The 19,297-nt window shown below is 59.4% G+C and carries 18 protein-coding genes and 2 pseudogenes; 14 read left to right on the top strand and 6 right to left on the bottom strand.

What is annotated here, in order from left to right; genetic code table 11:
* Window positions 1–69 precede the first annotated feature (69 nt).
* From WDN46_03115 to WDN46_03105, 3 genes are all read left to right on the top strand, one after another.
* Window positions 70–1,719 carry a Na/Pi cotransporter family protein gene (locus tag WDN46_03115; GenBank protein ID MEJ0092440.1) on the top strand — a complete coding sequence of 550 codons (1,650 nt, stop codon included), beginning with the start codon at window positions 70–72 and terminating at the stop codon, window positions 1,717–1,719.
* A gap of 181 nt (window positions 1,720–1,900) precedes the next feature.
* Window positions 1,901–2,341, top strand: a complete 441-nt coding sequence (locus WDN46_03110) for an NUDIX hydrolase (GenBank protein MEJ0092439.1) — start codon at window positions 1,901–1,903, stop codon at window positions 2,339–2,341.
* Between the two features lie 271 nt (window positions 2,342–2,612).
* The gene (locus WDN46_03105) at window positions 2,613–4,361 is read left to right on the top strand and encodes a hypothetical protein (protein ID MEJ0092438.1); all 1,749 of its coding nucleotides are present in this window, start codon (window positions 2,613–2,615) and stop codon (window positions 4,359–4,361) included.
* 14 nt (window positions 4,362–4,375) lie between these two features.
* Here WDN46_03105 and WDN46_03100 read toward each other — a convergent pair whose 3' ends face one another.
* Window positions 4,376–4,573 carry a hypothetical protein gene (locus tag WDN46_03100; protein ID MEJ0092437.1) on the bottom strand — a complete coding sequence of 66 codons (198 nt, stop codon included), beginning with the start codon at window positions 4,571–4,573 and terminating at the stop codon, window positions 4,376–4,378.
* Between the two features lie 60 nt (window positions 4,574–4,633).
* On the opposite strand from WDN46_03100, the gene WDN46_03095 reads away from it, so the two are divergent.
* From WDN46_03095 to WDN46_03080, 4 genes are all read left to right on the top strand, one after another.
* Complete coding sequence (locus WDN46_03095; protein ID MEJ0092436.1) at window positions 4,634–5,551, top strand: alpha/beta hydrolase; 918 nt, start codon at window positions 4,634–4,636, stop codon at window positions 5,549–5,551.
* A 347-nt stretch (window positions 5,552–5,898) separates the two neighbouring features.
* A complete protein-coding gene (locus WDN46_03090; GenBank protein ID MEJ0092435.1) occupies window positions 5,899–6,144 on the top strand; it encodes a hypothetical protein in 246 nt (81 codons plus the stop codon).
* A gap of 547 nt (window positions 6,145–6,691) precedes the next feature.
* Window positions 6,692–7,399, top strand: a complete 708-nt coding sequence (locus WDN46_03085; GenBank protein MEJ0092434.1) for a lipase family protein — start codon at window positions 6,692–6,694, stop codon at window positions 7,397–7,399.
* Window positions 7,400–7,945: 546 nt separating this feature from the next.
* The gene (locus WDN46_03080; protein MEJ0092433.1) at window positions 7,946–8,881 is read left to right on the top strand and encodes a catalase family peroxidase; all 936 of its coding nucleotides are present in this window, start codon (window positions 7,946–7,948) and stop codon (window positions 8,879–8,881) included.
* Window positions 8,882–9,443: 562 nt separating this feature from the next.
* On the opposite strand, the pseudogene WDN46_03075 reads toward WDN46_03080, so the two are convergent.
* Window positions 9,444–9,776: pseudogene (locus WDN46_03075) on the bottom strand (efflux RND transporter permease subunit).
* 218 nt (window positions 9,777–9,994) lie between these two features.
* On the opposite strand from WDN46_03075, the gene WDN46_03070 reads away from it, so the two are divergent.
* Window positions 9,995–10,750, top strand: a complete 756-nt coding sequence (locus WDN46_03070) for a TIGR03118 family protein (GenBank protein MEJ0092432.1) — start codon at window positions 9,995–9,997, stop codon at window positions 10,748–10,750.
* Window positions 10,719–11,030, top strand: a complete 312-nt coding sequence (locus WDN46_03065; protein MEJ0092431.1) for a hypothetical protein — start codon at window positions 10,719–10,721, stop codon at window positions 11,028–11,030. Before WDN46_03070 ends, WDN46_03065 begins: the two co-directional genes overlap by 32 nt.
* Before the next feature lie 82 nt (window positions 11,031–11,112).
* Here the strand turns inward: WDN46_03065 and WDN46_03060 are convergent, their stop codons facing one another.
* On the bottom strand, window positions 11,113–11,970 hold the full coding sequence (locus tag WDN46_03060; GenBank protein MEJ0092430.1) for an NmrA family NAD(P)-binding protein: 858 nt from the start codon (window positions 11,968–11,970) through the stop codon (window positions 11,113–11,115).
* A gap of 170 nt (window positions 11,971–12,140) precedes the next feature.
* Window positions 12,141–12,907: pseudogene (locus WDN46_03055) on the bottom strand (IS5 family transposase).
* A 32-nt stretch (window positions 12,908–12,939) separates the two neighbouring features.
* On the opposite strand from WDN46_03055, the gene WDN46_03050 reads away from it, so the two are divergent.
* The gene (locus tag WDN46_03050; protein MEJ0092429.1) at window positions 12,940–13,878 is read left to right on the top strand and encodes a LysR family transcriptional regulator; all 939 of its coding nucleotides are present in this window, start codon (window positions 12,940–12,942) and stop codon (window positions 13,876–13,878) included.
* 95 nt (window positions 13,879–13,973) lie between these two features.
* Here WDN46_03050 and WDN46_03045 read toward each other — a convergent pair whose 3' ends face one another.
* Window positions 13,974–14,288: a hypothetical protein gene (locus tag WDN46_03045; protein MEJ0092428.1), complete on the bottom strand. Its 315-nt coding sequence runs from the start codon at window positions 14,286–14,288 to the stop codon at window positions 13,974–13,976.
* Between the two features lie 222 nt (window positions 14,289–14,510).
* A complete protein-coding gene (locus WDN46_03040; GenBank protein ID MEJ0092427.1) occupies window positions 14,511–14,912 on the bottom strand; it encodes a carboxymuconolactone decarboxylase family protein in 402 nt (133 codons plus the stop codon).
* A gap of 157 nt (window positions 14,913–15,069) precedes the next feature.
* Between WDN46_03040 and WDN46_03035 the strand changes: the two genes are divergently transcribed.
* From WDN46_03035 to ubiB, 4 genes are all read left to right on the top strand, one after another.
* Window positions 15,070–16,260, top strand: a complete 1,191-nt coding sequence (locus WDN46_03035) for a murein L,D-transpeptidase family protein (protein MEJ0092426.1) — start codon at window positions 15,070–15,072, stop codon at window positions 16,258–16,260.
* Window positions 16,261–16,402: 142 nt separating this feature from the next.
* Window positions 16,403–16,687, top strand: a complete 285-nt coding sequence (locus WDN46_03030) for a helix-turn-helix transcriptional regulator (GenBank protein MEJ0092425.1) — start codon at window positions 16,403–16,405, stop codon at window positions 16,685–16,687.
* Between the two features lie 210 nt (window positions 16,688–16,897).
* The gene (gene ubiE / locus WDN46_03025) at window positions 16,898–17,647 is read left to right on the top strand and encodes a bifunctional demethylmenaquinone methyltransferase/2-methoxy-6-polyprenyl-1,4-benzoquinol methylase UbiE (GenBank protein MEJ0092424.1); all 750 of its coding nucleotides are present in this window, start codon (window positions 16,898–16,900) and stop codon (window positions 17,645–17,647) included.
* Window positions 17,648–17,702: 55 nt separating this feature from the next.
* Complete coding sequence (ubiB, locus tag WDN46_03020; GenBank protein MEJ0092423.1) at window positions 17,703–19,268, top strand: 2-polyprenylphenol 6-hydroxylase; 1,566 nt, start codon at window positions 17,703–17,705, stop codon at window positions 19,266–19,268.
* Window positions 19,269–19,297 lie beyond the last annotated feature (29 nt).

The raw sequence follows: 19,297 nt of genomic DNA, 5'->3' as shown, positions 1-19,297 counted from the left end.
TAACTTGTTTTCGTAGAGTTGAAGGACGAAATCGGAGCGCCGGAAGTCAACCAAAGGGGCGATCCAAGAATGGATTTTCCAACCACCCTTGTCGATCTCGCTGGAGCTATAGCGCTGCTGCTTTGGGGCGCGCATATGGTGCAAACCGGCATCCAGCGGGCGTTCGGTTCTAGGCTGCGCGCGATCCTTGGCAACGCCCTGAAGAATCGTTTGCGGGCATTCTTTGCGGGAATGGGCGTCACTGCGGTAATTCAGAGCAGCACCGCTACAGGCATCATGGTCGCGAGCTTCGTTGCCGGCGGCTTTTTCGATCTTATTCCCGCTCTGGCGGTGATGCTCGGCGCGAATGTGGGCACGACGGTCGTTGTTCAGCTCCTATCGTTCAACGTCTCGATGTTTTCCCCGGCGCTTATCCTCGTTGGCGTTCTGATGTTTCGCCGCGACGCCGGTCCAACGACGCATGATTTAAGTCGGGTCTTCATCGGTTTCGGGCTTATGCTCCTGGCGCTGCATCAATTGCTCGAACTCGTGACGCCTTATGAAGATGCGCCGAGTTTGCGGCTTCTGCTCGGCTCCGTCTCGACATCTCCCTTGCTCGCCGTCGTGCTCGCCGCGGGCGTCACCTTCGCGGCGCACTCGAGCGTTGCGGTGGTTCTTCTGATAATGTCATTTGCGAGCAAAGGCGTTGTGCCTCCTGAGGCGGCATTCGCGCTCGTCCTTGGCGCCAACCTTGGCAGCGCCATTAATCCGATGCTCGAAGGTCCATCTGGAAACGATCCGGCAGGGCGACGATTACCGCTCGGTAATTTCCTCAACCGAACGGTCGGCGTCATTCTGGCGCTAGCCTTCCTCTCGCCGATCGGACGCTTCCTGGTGACGATCGAACCAGATAACGCCCGCGCCGTCGCGGATTTTCATACGCTCTTCAATCTCGTTTTGGCGGCGGCGTTCTTTCCGTTTCTTAAGCCTTACGCCGCGCTCCTTCGCAAAATCCTGCCCCCGCGCATCAGTCCGGCCGACCCCTCGCGGCCGCTTTATCTTGATCCATCAGCGCGGGAGACGCCTATCGTGGCGCTCGGGTCCGCCGCGCGCGAGGCCCTACGCCTCGTCGACGCGTTGGAAACGATGCTGCTCGGCGCACTCGACGCGCTGGTGCAGGGCGACCGCAAGCAGATCGCCGACATGAAACGTCTCGACGACGTGCTCGACAACCTCAACACGGCGATAAAAGCTTATCTGACATCCCTCGATCCGGACGAGCTCGGAGAAACGGACCACCGCCGCCTCAGAGAGATTTTGACCTTCTGCACGAACATGGAGCATGCAGGGGACGTGGTCGACAAAAGCCTGCTGCCGCATGCGTCAAAAAGATTGAAACGAGGTCTCACCTTTTCGAACGACAGCCGAGAACGGTTGCGGACCCTCATGGACCGGCTGATTTCGAATTTGCGTGCGGCCGCCGCTTTGCTGCTGACTGAAGACCCCCGCGCCGCTCGCCTTCTCGCAGAGGAAAAGGCGACGTTCCGCGATGCTGAGGCGGCTGCGACGGATTTCCATTTCCGGCAAATGCGCGACGGACGCGTCGAAGCCGTCGAGACGAGCGCCCTCTATCTCGACCTTTTGCGCGATATGAAGCTCATCAACAGCCATATTGTGGCCGCGGCCGCTTATCCCGTTCTCGAGCGGAACGGCAATTTGTTGTCCAGTCGAATCGCGTAGAGTGAAGGTCAGGCAGCATGGCCAAAACGCTCTGCTCAACCGCTCCATTCGCTCCTATTTGGGCCGGTGGCGTCAAGGCTGGAGCAGACTTGTTCCTCTTCGAGGGTAGGATTAAATCGAGGCGCCCCGCTTGAGGAAAGTTCAACTCAAAGGACCGAAGAGCACGCAAAAACAGGCTTCTGTGCACCTTTCCCCGCAAGCGCTTCAATATGGCGTTTTGCCTTACAGGGTTACTTCGACTGGCGGCATCGAAATTCTCCTTATCACGACTCGGCAGAGTCAGCGCTGGATCATTCCAAAGGGTCGCCCAATTAAAGGCCTCGGACCAGCGGAGTCGGCTGCGCGGGAGGCGATGGAAGAGGCTGGCGTGCGTGGCGTGGTACGGGAAAAACCCATCGGCTCCTTTCGCTTTCAGAAAACCCTTGAGAGCGAGCCAGATATCCTGTGTGAGGTCGAGGTCTATGCCTTGAACGTCAAGCGACAAATGAAGTGCTGGCCAGAGAGCCAGCAGCGGACGCTGCGCTGGTTCCAGCCCTCAGAGGCCGAAGCCGCTGTCAAGGACGTCGGGCTGCGATCGCTGATCAGCCTCTTCGTTGAACGGGCGTCGGCGAAGGCGCGATAAAATAATCTGCCTTACTTACCGCTGTCATGCGGATCTGAAGTCTGGCGTGACAAATAAGTTACATAATTTCGAATTCGCTTTCTTTGCAGCTCTGTTAAATGCCGCGCCGAAGCTCAAATCGGCGAAAGTTTAGTATGTTCAATTGCTTATATATCTTTATAGACTAAGTAGACAATTGGCGCGTTAGACGCATTATTGGGCAGGGCCAATCGACATCTTCTGAACGAGCGCAAAGTCGCGTTTGGGACTTTCGGCGGCTGGAGGGCAAATTATGAAACGACGAGACCGCAATCGGGCCGTGGCGGCCTTGACCTTGGGTGCGCTTGTGGCCTTCCAGGGCGCTGCGCGCGCAGATGACGCCGCCGAAGAAATTCGCTTGATCAAGGCTCAGCTGAAGAAGCTTGAAGAGAAGGTCAACGACCAGGCTCGCAAGCAGAAGGAAACCCAGGTTCAGATCCACAATGTAGCGGTGCGGCCGCAAGGATTTCCGGCGGAGCAAGCATCGATACAAGGGCGTCCGACGCCGGGCTCTCCATACGGGGGTCTCCAGGGAGTGGGAATTGCCCCGCTCGGCGGAACTCCGCTGCCGCCCGGCGGCTATTCGGCGGAGGAGGCGTCAATCCAAGGCCGCCCGGTGCCGGGCGCCCCGAGCATCTACATCAATGGCGTCACCATTACGCCCGGCGGCTTCCTCGCAGCGGAAAGCGTTTTCCGCAGCCGCAACATTGGCGCGGACATCACGACGCCGTTCGCAAACATTCCTTACAACAATGTGCGCACCGGCAACGCCAATGAGTACCGCATGAGCGCGCGCGCGAGCCGCGTCTCGCTTCTCGTGCAGGGCGATGTCAATCCGACGACGCATCTCTCCGGCTGGATGGATCTTGATTTCCTCGGAGCGGCGCAAACCGCCAATAGCAACGAGAGCAATTCATTTACGCCGCGCATTCGCAACATCTATTTGACGATGGATCAGGATGATTTCGGCTTTCACGTCCTCGCCGGTCAGAACTGGTCGTTGCTGACGGCGAATACGAGAGGCATCATGCCGCGCACGGAGAACACGCCTCTGACGATCGACACGCAGTTCGTGCCTGGCTTCAATTGGGCGCGTCAGCCGCAGATCCGCGTCGTCAAGGACTTCGACAAAACCTTGTGGTTCGCTGTGTCGGCGGAAAACCCGCAAACAAACACCTTCGTCGGACCCGGCGCGCAAGCCGGCCCATTTGTCGGCGGCGTGCCGACGGTCGGATCGACAGCCGCTCTCCCCGGCACCCTCGTCAACACCTTCGTGCCCCCCGGCTCGTCCTTGTTCAATTCGGGAAATTCGATATCGCTCAATCATATGCCGGATATCATCGGCAAGGTCGCCTGGGATCCGACTTTCGGCGATCGTCACATCCATGTGGAGGCCTACGGCCTGTTCCGCGATTTTTATAACCAGGTCAACGGCAGCAATCAGGATGTCGCGGCCGGCAGCTACGGCGGCACCATACTTGTGCCCATCATTCCGCAAAACCTCGAGTTCCAATTCACCGGCATGAACGGGCGCGGCATCGGCCGCTACGCCACCGGATCGCTTCCCGACGTCAGCGTCAATGCGAACGGCTCGCTTTCGCCTATTCAGGAAACGACCTTGCTCGCCGGGTTGATCTGGCGTCCTCAGCCCGGTTTGGACATTTATACCTACGCGGGCGAAGAAATTCAGCAGGCGAGCTTCTCCAACAGCATCAGCGCGTCCGGCGCCGTCAGCGCTTTCGGCGATGGCAATCCTCTGTACACCAACGCGGGATGCTCGAATGTGCTCAGCACCGCTTGCGTCGGCAACACCCATCTGATTCGGAGCATCACAGCCGGTTTCTGGGACACCATCTATTCAGGTCCCTTTGGTCAATTCCGGGCCGGTCTGCAATATGCCTATGTCCAGAAATTTTCCTTCCAGGGCTTCGGCGGCGGAGCCAAGGCCGAGGAAAATTCAGTTTTCACCAGCCTTCGCTATTATCCGTTCCAATCAAATTGAGCTATGAGCGCTCGCTAGCAGGGCCAACTAACGGAACGGCCTCGATCGAAAGCGGCGCGAACGATATGCTCGTCGTCGGAGCGATCGAGCTTTTGCAGAAAGGCCCGGCCGAGCCGCCTGGGGGAGCCTTGGGCATCGATGCAGAACACCGGAACCTCGTGGGCAGTCATTATGGCGATGGACAGGATCGCGTTCATGTGAATGGCGATCACGTCGCCGAATTGCGATCATGCTAGGGGTTGTTATCCGGATGCAATTTGAGGATGTCGTTCATGGTCGCCATTCATCGCCGGGCATTTGTAGCCGCCTCCGCCGCGGCGCTCACAGCGCCTGATCTTGCGCAGGCTCAGGCGCAGGCCGAAGATAAGTTAGGCTGGGGATCGATGTCGCGCGCCGCGCGCGACGACGCTTACAATAATGGCGCGGCGGTCAGCGACAGTACGCAGATCGTCGATCGTTGGATCGCGGATTCGGCAGCCTTTCGCGCCAAGCATCCGGGGCATCTCGATTTGGCCTTTGGGCCCGGCGATCGTACCAAATGGGACCTGTTTCCGAGCGACAATCCCAAAGCGCCGGTTCTGGTGTTCATTCATGGCGGCTATTGGCAAGCGCGCAATCGGGAACATTTTTCCTGCTTCGCGGAAGGCTTAATGGCACATGGTTGGTCGGTCGCCATGCCGGGCTATACATTGGCGCCGGCTGCGACCCTGACGCAAATCGTCGCTGAGATCCGCAGTGCGCTCGATTGGCTTGGCGCGCATGGCAGCGAGCATGGTCTCGCGGGGCCAATCATTCTCTCGGGCTGGTCAGCTGGCGGCCAGCTCGCCGCGCTTGCCTTGGATCATCCCATCGTCAGGGGAGGCTATGCCGTGTCGGGGATTTACGAGCTCGGTCCGATCCGCGACACCTATCTCAACGAAAAACTCAAATTGACGGATGGGGAAATCGCCACTCTGTCTCCGCTGCGTCTGCCGAGCGTCAACAAGCGGCTGGCCATAGCCTATGGGACGGCGGAATTGCCCGCGCTCGTGCACAACAGCCGCGCCTTTCATGCCTATCGGGCGGGGTCGCATCACGCTGGCGCCTTATTCCCGATACCCCATGCGAACCACTATACGGGCATAGGGCAGCTGCGGTTGCCCGACAGCATTCCGACGCTCACCGCGCTTCGCATGATGGAAGACGTATAATCGGCGCTGGAATGCATGAGTAGTTGATCTGTATTCGTTCTCGCCGTTGCTCCTTCGGCCCTTCAGCATCCTTTGCTCGCGAACGATCAGGACATCATCTTCCGTATGCCAGCGGGTCATAATCGAACGTGTGGTTCAGCTCCAAATTGGGGCTAAATCTGAGCTGTGGCTGTTAAGTCACAGATGCTTGTATGAAGGGCGAGCAACGGAATGCTATTCTTTGGCGCAATCACCTCCGCCGGGAATAATTTCAAACCTTCAAGAGTCTCCTTCGCAGCGAGGGCATGACGCCGCGGCTCATGTTACCGGCGACATCGATCGCTGCGTCGATCTAAGGAGATTACCCTATGAAAATACTCATCATCGCCCTCATTGGCGTCGGCCTTCTCTCGTCGGGGTCGGCCTTCGCCGACCACCGCTCTGAAAAGAACGTCAGAAACAAGCCCGAAGGTTACGGTCACGTCGATTGCTCGGCGGCCAACAAGGTCAATGACCAGCAGCAGGACTGGATGACCGACCTTGTTCAAGAGAATGAGGGCACCCCAAACCCTGGTGGGACCAGCCGGTTGCGACCATCTGGTAAGCGTTGTTAAGCCGCCCGATCACCGATGCAAGGTTTTCGCCGGCGCGCTTCGTCAGCGAGATGAAATACCGCATATCGAAATGCTTTTGGACGAGACTGTTTGCCCGGAGGTAGTTGGCTAGGATCTTCATGCGGCGGATGTTCATTTGGGTTGGTCATCTGGTGTGTAGGTAGAAGCGGCCGGCATGTCGACGCCCTCGGACAAATTCACCATCGTCATAGCTCAGGGCCGTTCTGGATGACACGATTGGAGCAACGGTAATTCCGCTTGGCGGCCAACATCCTCGATTGGCTCGAGCCAATGTTTCAATCCCTCCCTAGAGCCCATCGTCGCCACCGTCAGTAACCACCGCAACGCTTCAACGAAAGTTGAACTCGGTCTACCGCCGCTCCGCGCTTGCGTTGAGCTATCGTACACGCCGCATGGAGCTGAATGGGACGACATTGTCCCGCACCCCATCGTGCCTGTGCGTTCCGCAGTCCCCCCAACCTTTTTTTGAAGAGTATTTTAGATGACGACCGCTGAATCGGTAACGCCCCCGCGCGCCAGCCCTCCAATGTATTTTCCCAATGGCTTTTCGCGCGACGACGCGCTCGCCTGCGCCACGTTGGTCGATGTCGATGCTTTTCTGGCTTTCCGCGGCACGACGAGCGCGTGGGACGGATATATGAATTCACGGTTCTATCAGACCGATTACGCCTTCGCGCCTGACCACGGTCGCGTCCATGACGGCTTCGCGAACATTTATACCCTCCTGCGGCAGCAGGTGCTCGATGCGGTGAAGGCCCTACGGAGTGTTAGCCGCCTCGTCTTCACCGGCCACAGCCTGGGCTGCGCGCTGTCCAGCCTGGCCATCCCCGACGTGCTGAGGAACTCCCCGCCGCTACTGCCCAAGCTGCATTACAATTTCGCGAGTCCCCGTGTCGGCGATCCGCAATTTGCCTTCAAGATGAATACAAGCGGCGTGCCGACGTTCCGCGTGGTGAACACGGAGGATATCGTGCCGGCAACCCCGCTGCCGGTGTCCGTGTGGCCGTCCGACTTGAGCACTTATCTTTACAAGCATATCGGCACGCCGATTGATTTTACCGCACAATACGACACTATTTACAATAATCATTCGCTGAATATCGCCTACCAATACGCGCTGACAAATCCGAATAATCCTGAAGGTCCGTTGCCGCGTCTTCTGCGGCGCGCGTCGCCCGTGGACGCTGGCGCCCTGCTGCCGCTGCAAGCCATTCGTGTTGGACAGTCTGCTTAGCCAATAAATGAAAGAGGCGCCCCGAAGAGCGCCTCTCCTTTGTCCGCGATACGCTTGCGATCAGGCGACTCGCAATGCGGGAGGAAGCTTCTGCGCTAATCTCGTCAGGCCTATTGGCGTGATCCGAACTTGGAGACGCAGTTGGCGACACCGTCGCTGGCTTTTGAAAAGGAACCCGCGCTTGCTTCGGGCAGATAGCAGCGCAGTTTACCCTGCCGGATCTCGATCGTTGAGCCTGCACCGAACGGCCGCTCGGCGGCCGAGGCGTCACTTGGTCGATCCGCTCGTCGGACCTGCGGCTGATCCGGCTTTCATCATAGTGGGGAATAGCGCCGAACCTAAGACGGATGGAAGGCCTCTTCACACTGGGCCTGCTACAGCCGTAGCCTTTCTGAAATCGGCCGACAATCTGATTCGTCCATCCTTTCACCGAAAGGACATTGGCGCGCGGGCGGAATCCGCGGAGATCAACCCGTCCCTAGCTTGGAATTTCAGGGAATCCATATGGTGAAGGCTAAATTTATAATCGCTTTGGCGATCTTAACGATGTTCGGCGGCCGTGCTCCCGTCATGGCGGACGACGCCGACCTCTCGACGCAGATCGTGGACGCCATGAACAAAACATGGGGCGTCCACCCCGGATTTCGCGCGAATCACGCCAAAGGCGTTGTGCTCGAAGGAAGCTTCACGGCTTCGCCCGCAGCGGCGGCATTGAGCAAGGCGGTCATCTTCAATGGCGCTAAGATTCCTGTGACGGTACGATTCTCTGGCGATACAGGCATTCCGACCCTTCCTGATGGAGAGCCGCAGGCGCACGGATTATCGATCAAATATCATCTGCCGGATGGCGGTGAGAGCGATATGGTGACCAACGCATTCAGATTCTTTCCGGTCGCAAACGGAGCGGATTTTCGCGACATGCTGACGGCGATATACGAAAGCCCAGACGGCTCGCCGGAGCCAACGAAGCTCGAACAGTTTAGAGCTACTCATCCCAGAATGTCAGCGGCGATGGCGACGTTGGGGCGCCCCGATAGCTTTGCCGACGAACAATATAACGGCATCAACGCTTTCGTTTTCGTCAACAAGGCGGGCGAGAAGCAGGCGGTGCGCTACCGGATCACGCCGGAAAAAGTTGTGCATCTCGACGCCGCCGACGCGGCCAAGAAGTCACCCGATTTCCTGTTCGAAGAATTGCCCGCCCGTCTCTCGAAAGGTCCCATAACCTTCCACGTTAGAGCTCTGTTGGCGCAGCCCGGAGATCAAACAAAAGACCCGACGTTGCCCTGGCCAGATGACCGTAAAGTCGTGGATCTCGGAGTTCTGAGCATCGACAAGATCGTCCCAGACAGCTTGGCGGCGCAAAAGCGGCTCCTGTTCCTGCCTGGTTCACTCCTCGACGGAATCGAACAGTCAGACGATCCAAACATCGAGGTGCGCGACGGCGCCTACGCGGTGTCCTTCTCGCGCCGCAACCCGTAAAGATAGGGTGACGGCCGACGTCTTGGTCTCCGTATTTCGCACTCCGTCGAAGAAACTCTCGAAAAAGCTGCGGCTGCCGATCGTCTTTCGGTGACTTCTCTCGTCGAAAAAACCTGATCGAATGTTTGCGCGCCAACGGATATCTGAAATAACCAACGAGCCTAATCTCGTTTTAGAGCGTTTACGCCACATGCTATACTTAGGCCGCAATTCTGTCGCGAGCGTCCGCGACAATCTCGAAAGGACGTCGTCGGGCATCCTGCTCATAAATGAGCGTCAAAAAGATCAGCTCATCGGCTGCTGTCTCCGCTATCAACGCCTCTATTCGACGGAGCGAGCACCGGCCCAATAAATAGAGGGGCCGCCGCTCCGATTAGCGTAGTAGGGACGGCCGAGGATGAACGCGGGCCGCCTTGCGCTCAAAGGATGCCGCTGATCGTCACACGCGGGTAGAGATCGGCGGTCGCGACGCCTATGCGGGCCGTGGCTGCCGCAAGGCGGCGCTCAGCCTCATGGATGTCAGGACGCCGACGCAAGAGGAGAGGGACAAAGGCGAAAACAGATATTTCGCCGTGCCCTGGAGCAAAAACACCGGCACGAACACAATGCATATGGATATCGTTGAAAGCGTCGTCGCAATTGCAACTTCGCCGCAGCCGGTGACGATCGCCTGCATTAGCGGATCGCCTTCCTTCACGAGACGCTCGATGTTCTCGATGACGACGACGCCGTTGTCGACCAGGATGCCGATGGCGAGCGCAAAGCCGCCGAGGGTCATGGCGTTCAATGTCTCGCCGCCGAGATACAACACTAAACCAGCAGTGATGATCGCGAGAGGGATCGTCGCGAGAATGATAAGAGTCAGACGCCAATTGCCCAAAAACAGCAGGATCATCAGCGCCGTCAAATCTGCAGCGCGGCGGCGCACACTCCAGCTCATGTTAGTATTGTAACACATTTGCGCGTAACGGAAATTGCGCTGCAACAAGACGCTGGCATCGTTTCCTCGTCGAAGAGAGGACGGTTCAAAGCGAACCGATCCATGACATTGACCAAACAGCTCGACCCAAAAACGAGGAAGAATATGAATTCGAAAATTCAGCTCCTGCCTTATTGCTGACTGGCGCTGCGCTTGCGCAGACTGCCAGCAGCGCGCCACCGCTCCTGTACAAGAAGACGAACCTTGTCTCGGACACCAAGGGCAGCGGCATCACCCTCGATCCTACCCTGGTAGACCCCTGGGGCATGGCCTTCCAGCCGGACGGCGCGTTCTGGATCAACGATAGCGGTTCTGGCGTCGCCACCCTTTATGACGGCAATGGGACCAAGGTGCAAAAAACCTTCACCATCCCCAATCCCATCACCCCCAGCGCGAAGTCGCAACCTTCTGGCTTGCTCTGGAATCCGACCCCCGACTTCTTGGTCCCCGGCACGCAGCTGACCTCGCTCTTCATGTTCGCGACCCGGCAGGGCTCCATCGCGGCCTGGGCTCCGAATCTGCCGGTCAATCCAACCGTCGCCGTCACCGCCGTCGACAACTCGAAGACAGGCGCTGTCTATACTTCTCTCGCGCTTGGCGAGACCACGAAGGGCGCCTTCATCTACGCCGCAAACGTCCACACCGGCAAGATCGATGTATTCAATTCAACCTTTCAGCCGGCCAACGCCGAGCTGACGGGCACTTTCTCCGATCCGCAGATCCCCGCTGGCTTCACGCCTTTCGGCATGCACACGATCGAGGGCAATCTCTTCGTAACCTACGCCAAGCAGAATGCCACGAAAACCTTCATCACTGCAGAAGGGCTTCGTCGACGTTTTCGACACCAACGGAAACCTCTTGCAGCGCTTCGCCGCCGGCAAGCCGCTTAACGCTCCGTGGGGCGTCGTTCTCGCCCCGACCACCGGCTTCGGCGGCGCCAGCGGCGACATCATCGTTGGCAATTTCGGCGACGGCGGAATCAATGCGTTCAATGCGGAAGGCGCCTTCCAGCCGCTGCTCAACCAAGGTGGCCAACCAATCGGCGCTCCCGGCCTTTGGGAGCTGAGGTTCGGCGGCGGGGCCGTCTCGGATCCGCGCACCTTGTTCATCACAATGGGCATCGACGCTGGCACGCACGGCCAGTTCGCGACGCTCACCCCGGCCAATTAATCGAGAAACGGCCAGGGTAGGGACCCTGGCCATCATTTGACGGATACGGATAAGCCAGGCCGCGCAAGGCCTGGCGATGTCGCTATGCGGCCTTCTCGACGAGATCCTTCAACGCCATCTCGAGTTCGACCTTGCCCTTAACCGGGACTCCATTGAATTCGATCCAGCCTTCATTGAATCCATCCAGCATCTGCATTCGCGGCGTCGGGTTCTTCATGCCTTGGGACGTAAAGAGAGCCGCCCAACTGTCGCGCGGAACGGCTTCCGTACGAACCGGGCGCCCAAAAAGCAGTGAGAAAGCTGCGGCGATCTCGTTTGGGCTTACCCGCCGCGGCCCTTCGAGCTCGACGATCCGCCGGCCGCTCCACGTCTCTTGAAGCATCTCAGCCGCTACGCGGCCAACGTCCGCCGTGGCCACCATCGGGACCAGTCTGTCGAGCGGTTGCAGGAAACTTTGGAGGACCCCCGCGTCGCGCGCGGGCGCGACGTCCCAACTTGAGTTCTCCATGAACCACGCGGGGCGCAAGAAGGCGACCGGCATCGGCAGCGCGCCCAGCGCCTCCTCCAGGATGCCGAGTTGGTTGAGAAGGTTTGGCCGGTTTGTGCGCGCCCCGATCGTAGATAGACAAACGATCTTGGATGGACGCGCGGCCTCGAGCGCCGAGCGAACCGCGGCGCTCACCGCGCGCGCCTCGGGAAAGCCGGGCTCCGGATCGAAAATTGGCGGCAAGAGGACAAACACGCCCTCCGCGTCTTTGAATGCGTCCGTCAGCGCCGCCTCATCGGCGGCGTCAGCGATTGCGACTTCGCAGCCGCGTTCCGCCCATTCAATCCCTTTTTTGGCGTCGCGCACTACGGCGCGGACAGGCAGTTTGGCGGCCAGCAGCGTTCGCGCGACGATTCCCCCGACCTTCCCGGAAATTCCTGTGATGGCGAACATATCGCTTCTCCCTGATTTACGATCGCGGATTTACGATCGCGCTTGAATGGAGGCTCGGTTATCGCACCGGCGTGGCTTTGACTTAAGCGCGTTTCTGTCACATCTTTCCTGACTAAAAATCAGGAGCGCATATGTCGTTCGACGGCCGGTTGCTAGGCAGTAGTGACGAATTACCTGAGCATGATAGCAATAGCGGCGAGCAATACGAAGCCTCGGTAGTTTGCGAGGAGCTTGTCGTATCGGGTTGCGACGCGCCGGAACTGCTTCAGTTTATTGAAGAAACGCTCGACGAGATTGCGCTCCTTGTAGAGCGCCTTGTCGTAGGGGAGCGGCGCGCGGCGATTGGATTTTGATGGGATCACCGGCTCAGCCTCACGCATAAGAACAGCCTTGCGCAAGTGATTGGCGTCATAACCTTTATCGGCGATGATCGCATCGGCCGCAAAGCCTTCGATCAGGGCGTGCGCTTTTGTGATGTCGTTGCGCTGCCCAGGTCCGAGAAGGAGCCGAACGGGGTTGCCGAGTGCGTCTGTCGCGGCGTGGATTTTGGTGCTCAAACCACCGCGAGAGCGGCCCAGGCCTTGGGCATCCGCCCCCCTTTGGCGATCCTTGCGCCGGCCGCGTGCTGATGGGCGCGCACGATTGTTGAGTCGATCATCAGCCATTCGAGATCGGCCTCGGCGGTGAATGCCTCAAGAAATCCGTCCAAGGCGCCGCGCTCGATCCAGCGATAGTAGCGGCGTTTCACCGCCTGATGGTCGCCGAAGCGTTCGGGCAGATCGCGCCAGCGGCCGCCCGAGCGGGCCATCCATAACAGCGCGTCGACGAAGCGTCGATTGTCGCAGCGCGGCCCGCGCTGGCCGGCTCTTCCGCCTGGCACAAGATCACAAAGCCGCTCCCATTGATCGTCTCGCAGCGCATCGACATCCCGAATCATCAAGGCTGATCTCCAAAAATCAGCCTTGAATCATGGAAAGATCCTCGCGAGAATCCCTCAAACGCCGAATTCGTCACCACGGCCTAGCTGGCGTCACCGTTTTGGCCGCTGTCGTCGAAGGCGGCAGCTTCGTCCGCGGGGCCGAGACGCTCGGGATTTCCGCGTCCGGCGTTAGCCGCGCGGTTGCGCGCCTCGAAGCGCGCGTCGGCGTGCGGCTGCTTGACAGAACGACGAGATCGGTGACGTTGACTGACGAGGGGCGCCGGTTCTACGAACAGGTGGGGCCCCTTCTGACAGGCATCGAGGAGGCGGCGACGGCTGCGTCAGGGTCCTCGAGCATTGTGCGAGGCCGTCTGCGCGTAGACGTTGACTCCTTCTTTTCCCGGCTCGTTCTCGCTGGTCATCTCGGGAAGTTTATCGGCCGCTATCCGGAACTCACGCTCGAACTCATCACTCGCGACCATGTCGGCGATCTGGTGGCCGACGGCATCGACCTCGCCATGCGCTTCGGCGAACCGAAGGCGTCGTCCCTTCTTGCACGGAAGTTGATCGACGCCCGAGTCCTGACCCTTGCGGCGCCCTCCTACCTCGAACGACATGGCCGACCGAAGCACCCGACGGACCTCGCCGGCCACGCCTGCATCCAGTTCCGCGACTCCCAAACCGGACAGCCCTTCGAGTGGGAGTTCCACCAAGGCCGCAAGGTGCTGAAGATAAAGATCGCGGGCCAACTGACCCTGAGCGACGTAGACACCATGATCGGCGAATGCGTCGCGGGCGCAGGCATCGCTCAGATTCTAACGCTCGGCATGGAGGATTTGCTCGACCAAGGTCGCGTGGTCGAGCTGTTTCCGGACTGGCCCGGCGAAACATTCCCGCTCTATGCATTGCATCCTTCGCGGCATCATCCGCCAGCGAAGGTGCGAGCCTTTATCGATTTCGCGTTACAACTGGTTCGCAAGGCCGCGTGAGGCTTTGAATGAGTCTGAGAGTGCGGGCATTCGTCCCTTGTGCGGTCGTCCTCGTTCCAACGATGGGCCCGGGCGCGGGTTTGCGGGCGTCGCATTTACCGGCAATGAGACAAGCCGGATAAAATCAAGGCCGGCGGAAATCCTCGAATGATGCCGCCCGGATCGCCGCACCAGCGCCGAGGCAGGTTTCCGTCGGTCCTCGCATCGTAGTCATAGATCGAACAGTCGAGATTCGTATCGCCGGTCGCGATGCGAAAGCGGTCTTTGTCGAAGTCCGAGCCGTCCCATTGAGCGATATAAGTTTCGTCCGCGCAGCTGACGCGAAACTGATATGTTTTCGCATTGGCCGCCGAGGCCGTAAAAATCGCAATGCCAACTCCAACGATGAAGCCTGTCCCAAAGCGAAACATAATTATCTCCAGCGCGAACCAATGCCTTAAAGGGCGGCGCCAAAGCGATGACGGTCCAACAGCGTCATCCCTCAGGCCAAAACATCCCTGACAGGTGGAATGTCCTTTTCCGCCGCCGATGGCAAGGCCAGGCGCGGGCAATTCAAATTGAAGCGATCACGGGCGCAACCCGACGCAGCGTGGCCCATTTGTCCGTATTGGGGTGGCTCAGGCGCCTCCGCTTTATTCGCCAGCGAGGAATTTCTCGTCCACCGGGACATTATAGCCGATCGCCAAACGATTGGTGTCGTTGGCCAGCCCGACGACGGCGAGCAGTTCGGCCAATTGTTCGTCGCTCATGCCCTTGGCGCGAGCCGCCGCCGTATGAGACGCAATGCAATAATTGCAATTATTGGTGACGCTGACCGCGACATAGATCAATTCCTTAGTCAGCGGGTCCAAGGCTCCAGGGGCCATGACCTGCTTGATGTTCTCCCACATGCGCTTCAAAGTTGAAGGATGACGCGCCAGCGCCTTCCAGAAATTATTGATCCAGTCGGTCTGGCGGGTAGCCTTGATATCCGCGTAGACGCAGAGAACTTCCACGGAAGCCTGATTTTCCTCGATCAATCGAGCCAATTGCATCTCCATTTTTAAGCGTGGACTTGGCCTTAGTTCTCCGAGCTTGGCCGTTAATATCGAGTTAACCACAAACCTCTATTCCCAACAGACATCTCTCCTATTGCCGCCGCAAAGTTGCGGGAGCATAAGCTCTCGTCAAGCTTCAGCCCCGAGAGGCGGAATGGATTTCTGGTTACGAGGCGCATTTTTTCGCGCGGCGGCCGCACTGGTCGTCTTGCTTATTGCGCAGAGCCCGGTCGCAGCAGCGACCAAGGGAGAGCTGCCCATTCCAGCGGCGACGCTCGCTTTGATGGCCGCGCGGGACACCTCGCCATCAGCGCCGGTTCTGATTCGATCCTATAAAAAGGAATCGGAAATCGAAGTGTGGAAACAGGCCAAAAGCGGGCGCTTTGTCCTTCTGAAAACCTTTCCCATTTGCCGCTGGTCTGGGGCGCTCGGGCCAAAAACAAAGCAGGGCGATCGCCAGACCCCGGAGGGATTCTATTCGGTCGGCCCGAAACAGATGAACCCCTACTCCCATTATTATCTGTCCTTCGACACCGGATATCCAAACGCCTACGACAGAGCGCATGGCTACACCGGCTCCGACGTGATGGTGCATGGGATTTGCTCATCGGCGGGATGTTTCGCCATGACCGACAAGGGCATTGGCGAGATTTTCGCCATCGCGCGCGAGGCCTTGAAGGGCGGGCAGCCAGCGTTCCAGTTTCAGGCTTTTCCCTTTCGGATGACGGCGCAAAACATGGCGAAATACCGCTCCGATCCGAATATCGAGTTCTGGCGGCAGTTGAAGGAAGGCTCTGATCGCTTCGAGGCCACCGGCGAAGAGCTTGTCGTGAACGTTACCGCCGGCCGCTATGCGTTCGCGCCGTCCCAAGATCCCTCCAACGAAGCGTTGGCGAGCGCGCATCGCCTGCAAGAAAAGGCGCGCATTGCGGCGCTCATCGCCGAGGGAAGCGCCGCCGTGCGGACCGTTTATGCGGACGGCGGCCAGAATGCGATCTTCGCGGCTCTCTTGAGCAAGGGAGCCCATCTCGGCGAGGTCAGCCGTCCGGAAGCGCTGGCTTTCGCAGGCGTCGAGGAGGTCATCACCCCGGCTCGCGGGCGCTGCGCCCGGCCTGGCGGGTGTCCTTCCCTAATCGCAAAGGCGGCTGTGCCGACGCAAGCAAAGCCTGCGGAAGACAAGCCGCCGCAAATCATTCTTGCGGCGGCTCATGTGAGTGAAATTCCAGAGACCGACCCCGCCGCACTCGCGCCGACGCCCTTCTGTTACAAACTCGGGCGCCCGGCCCCGGTCCAGTCGGTCATCGCAGGCGCCATGCCTATGCTGCCCGCCATTCTCAACGATTGACGTGAGCCGCGTTGCCGCGCCCGCAGGGAGCGGCGCGGTTCGGGGAGTAGACTAGCCATGTTTTAGGTATCCAACCCAAACATCGGCTGTTATCCCAATAGGACGCGGAAATCGGGTTGCAAATTTCCTTTGGATTTCAAAAATGAATGCTGTTCAGCTGAAAATGGCTTTGGTCGCGCTTGGGATTACGGTTCCCCAGGCCGCTGAAATGTCAGGCGTCTCACAGGAAACAATCAGCCAGATTGAGGCGGGTCGGCGGGCGCCGGATCAGGCCTCCGTCGATAGATTGCGCCGCACCCTCGAAGCCGCTGGGATCGAGTTCTTCAACGAAAAGGGCCGCGTTGGCGTCATTTGCAGAGGCGGACCCGTGGGCGAGGGCGGCGCGGCGATCGCCGTGGAGGATCTGACCAGCGAGAACGACGAATAGCCCTGGCGTCAACGCAACCTATCCGTGCGATTCCAACATCAGCAACCATAAGGCGAGAATGACATTCTTGCCTGCCCTCGTTGCGGGAATGATTGTCGCGATGATGACGAACCGGAGAGGCTCCCCGCATAGCCATCGCCCTCGTCAGGGGCTATGGTCCCTCCGAAGAAGCTAGAATCAATCGCCGAGCCGGATCGAGCCTAATAATCCATGTCCGAAGAGAGCCATTTCGGTTTTTCCCGCGTGCCGTTGAAAGACAAGCAGGCGCGGGTCGACGCCGTTTTCCATAAGGTGGCTTCGCGCTACGATCTGATGAACGATTTGATGTCGGTTGGCCTTCACCGGGTCTGGAAAGACATTTTCGTCAGCAAGGTCAAGCCCTCGCGAAACGCTCGATTCCGCCACCTCGATGTGGCCGGAGGCACGGGCGACGTCGCGTTTCGCGTCGCCAAGGCGGGCTCGCGCCAAACCGAAATCGCAGTGCTCGACATCAATGGCGATATGCTGGACGTTGGGCGCGAGCGCGCCGCCAAACGCAACTTCGAAGCCAAACTCGAATTCATCCAGGCGAATGCGGAGGATCTGCCCTTCGCGGATAATACATTTGACGCCTATACGATCGCTTTCGGCATTCGCAACGTTCCGCGGATCGACAAGGCGCTGTCCGAAGCGTGGCGCGTACTGAAACGGGGCGGCCAATTTCTCTGCCTCGAATTCTCCAATGTCGACGTGCCCCTGCTCGATCGGGCGTATGAGGCCTATTCGTTTCACGCCATTCCGCGCCTCGGCCAGTGGGTGACCGGCGAGGGCGACTCCTACCGCTACCTCGTCGAATCGATCGCGCGGTTCCCCGACGCCGACAGCTTCCGTGCGAGAATCGCCGCGGCGGGGTTCGATCGCGCCGCCTTTACGCGACTCTCCGGCGGCATTGTCGCCATTCATTCAGGCTGGAAGCTCTAAGCATGACCCCAAAAAGGCGGCGACTTTTTGGATCATGCTCTAGAGGGGCGCGTTCGTGCTTTTTTCTCTAGGTTCTCTCCCACGCCTTGCGCGCGCTGGCTTCGTGCTGGCGCGCGCCGGCGTTCTCAGCGACGTCGATCCGGCTATCCTGCCGCCCGCCGCGCGCTTGCCGCTGGCTTTGGCGAAGCTGCTTGCGCGGCGAACCGTGCGCCCAGGTCTCGCCAATCTTCCAGCGGCGATCAGCGCGCTTGGTCCATCCTATGTGAAGCTCGGCCAATTCCTCGCGACGCGGCCCGATGTCGTCGGCGCCGAAGTCGTGCGACATCTCGAGTTCTTGCAGGACCGGATGGCGCCATTTTCGCGCGACGTGGCGGTCGCGTCCGTCGAGGCGGCATTCGGCCAGCCGCTCGACGCCATCTTCGTCAGCTTCAGCGAGCCGGTGGCCGCCGCCTCGATCGCGCAGGTGCATAAGGCGCGGGTGAAGGACGCGGAGGGCGAACGCGACGTCGCCGTCAAAGTGTTGCGTCCCGGCGTCGAGCGGCGATTCCGACGCGACCTCGGCGACATGTATTTCGCGGCGCGACTGGCGGAGCGCTGGATCGACGACGTGCGGCGCCTGAGGCCCGTTGAAGTCATCGACACCATGGCCCGCATGGTCAAAATGGAGATGGATTTTCGACTGGAGGCCGCAGCGGCGTCGGAATTCGCGGAAAATGTCGCGAAGGATAAAGACTTCCGGGTGCCAAAAATCGATTGGGACCGCACCGAGAAAGAAGTTCTCACCCTCGAATGGGTTGACGGCATCGCCCTATCGGACATTCCGGCGCTGACGGCCAAGGGTTACGACCTGCCTGATCTTGGCCGCTCCGTCATCCAATCGTTTCTGCGCCATGCGATGCGCGACGGGTTCTTCCATGCCGACATGCATCAAGGGAATCTGTTCATCGACCCCGAGGGACGCCTGACCGCGGTCGATTTCGGCATTATGGGCCGTCTTGGCTTCAACGAGCGGCGCTTTTTGGCGGAAATTCTTTACGGTTTCATCAAGCGCGATTACCGCCGCGTGGCTGAGGTGCATTTTGAGGCCGGCTACGTGCCGCGCATCCATAAGGTCGAGGATTTTGCGCAGGCCATCCGCGCCATCGGCGAACCGATCCACGCGCGCACCGCCGACCAGATCTCGATGGCGAAACTCCTGACCCTTTTGTTTGAGATCACGGGTCTGTTCGACATGAAGACGCGGACCGAACTCGTGCTTTTGCAAAAGACAATGGTCGTCGTCGAGGGCGTCGGGCGCACCCTCGACCCCAAGCTGAACATGTGGTCGACGTCCGAGCCTGTGGTGCGGGCCTGGATCGAGGAAAACCTTGGACCAGTCGGCAAATTGCAGGACGCCGGCCGCGCCGCCGCAACGCTCGGGCGTTTCGCCGCCAATCTGCCGTTGGCGCTCGTGCGCGCGGAAAATATCGTCAACCAGATCGAAAACATGGCGGAGGACGGCATCGAATTATCCGAAGGCGCGATCGGCAGAATGGGCGAGGCCGCCGCGCGAGGCGCGCGATTGGGGCACATCGCGCTGTGGATCATCGCGGGAGCCTGCTTGTTGCTGCTCCTTCGTTAGTTCAGCGGATTCATTAGCCGTTCGAGCAT

The sequence above is a fragment of the Methylocella sp. genome (assembly GCA_037200525.1).
Taxonomy (GTDB): Bacteria; Pseudomonadota; Alphaproteobacteria; order Rhizobiales; family Beijerinckiaceae; genus Methylocapsa.
This window is presented reverse-complemented; position numbering and strand designations above follow the sequence as displayed.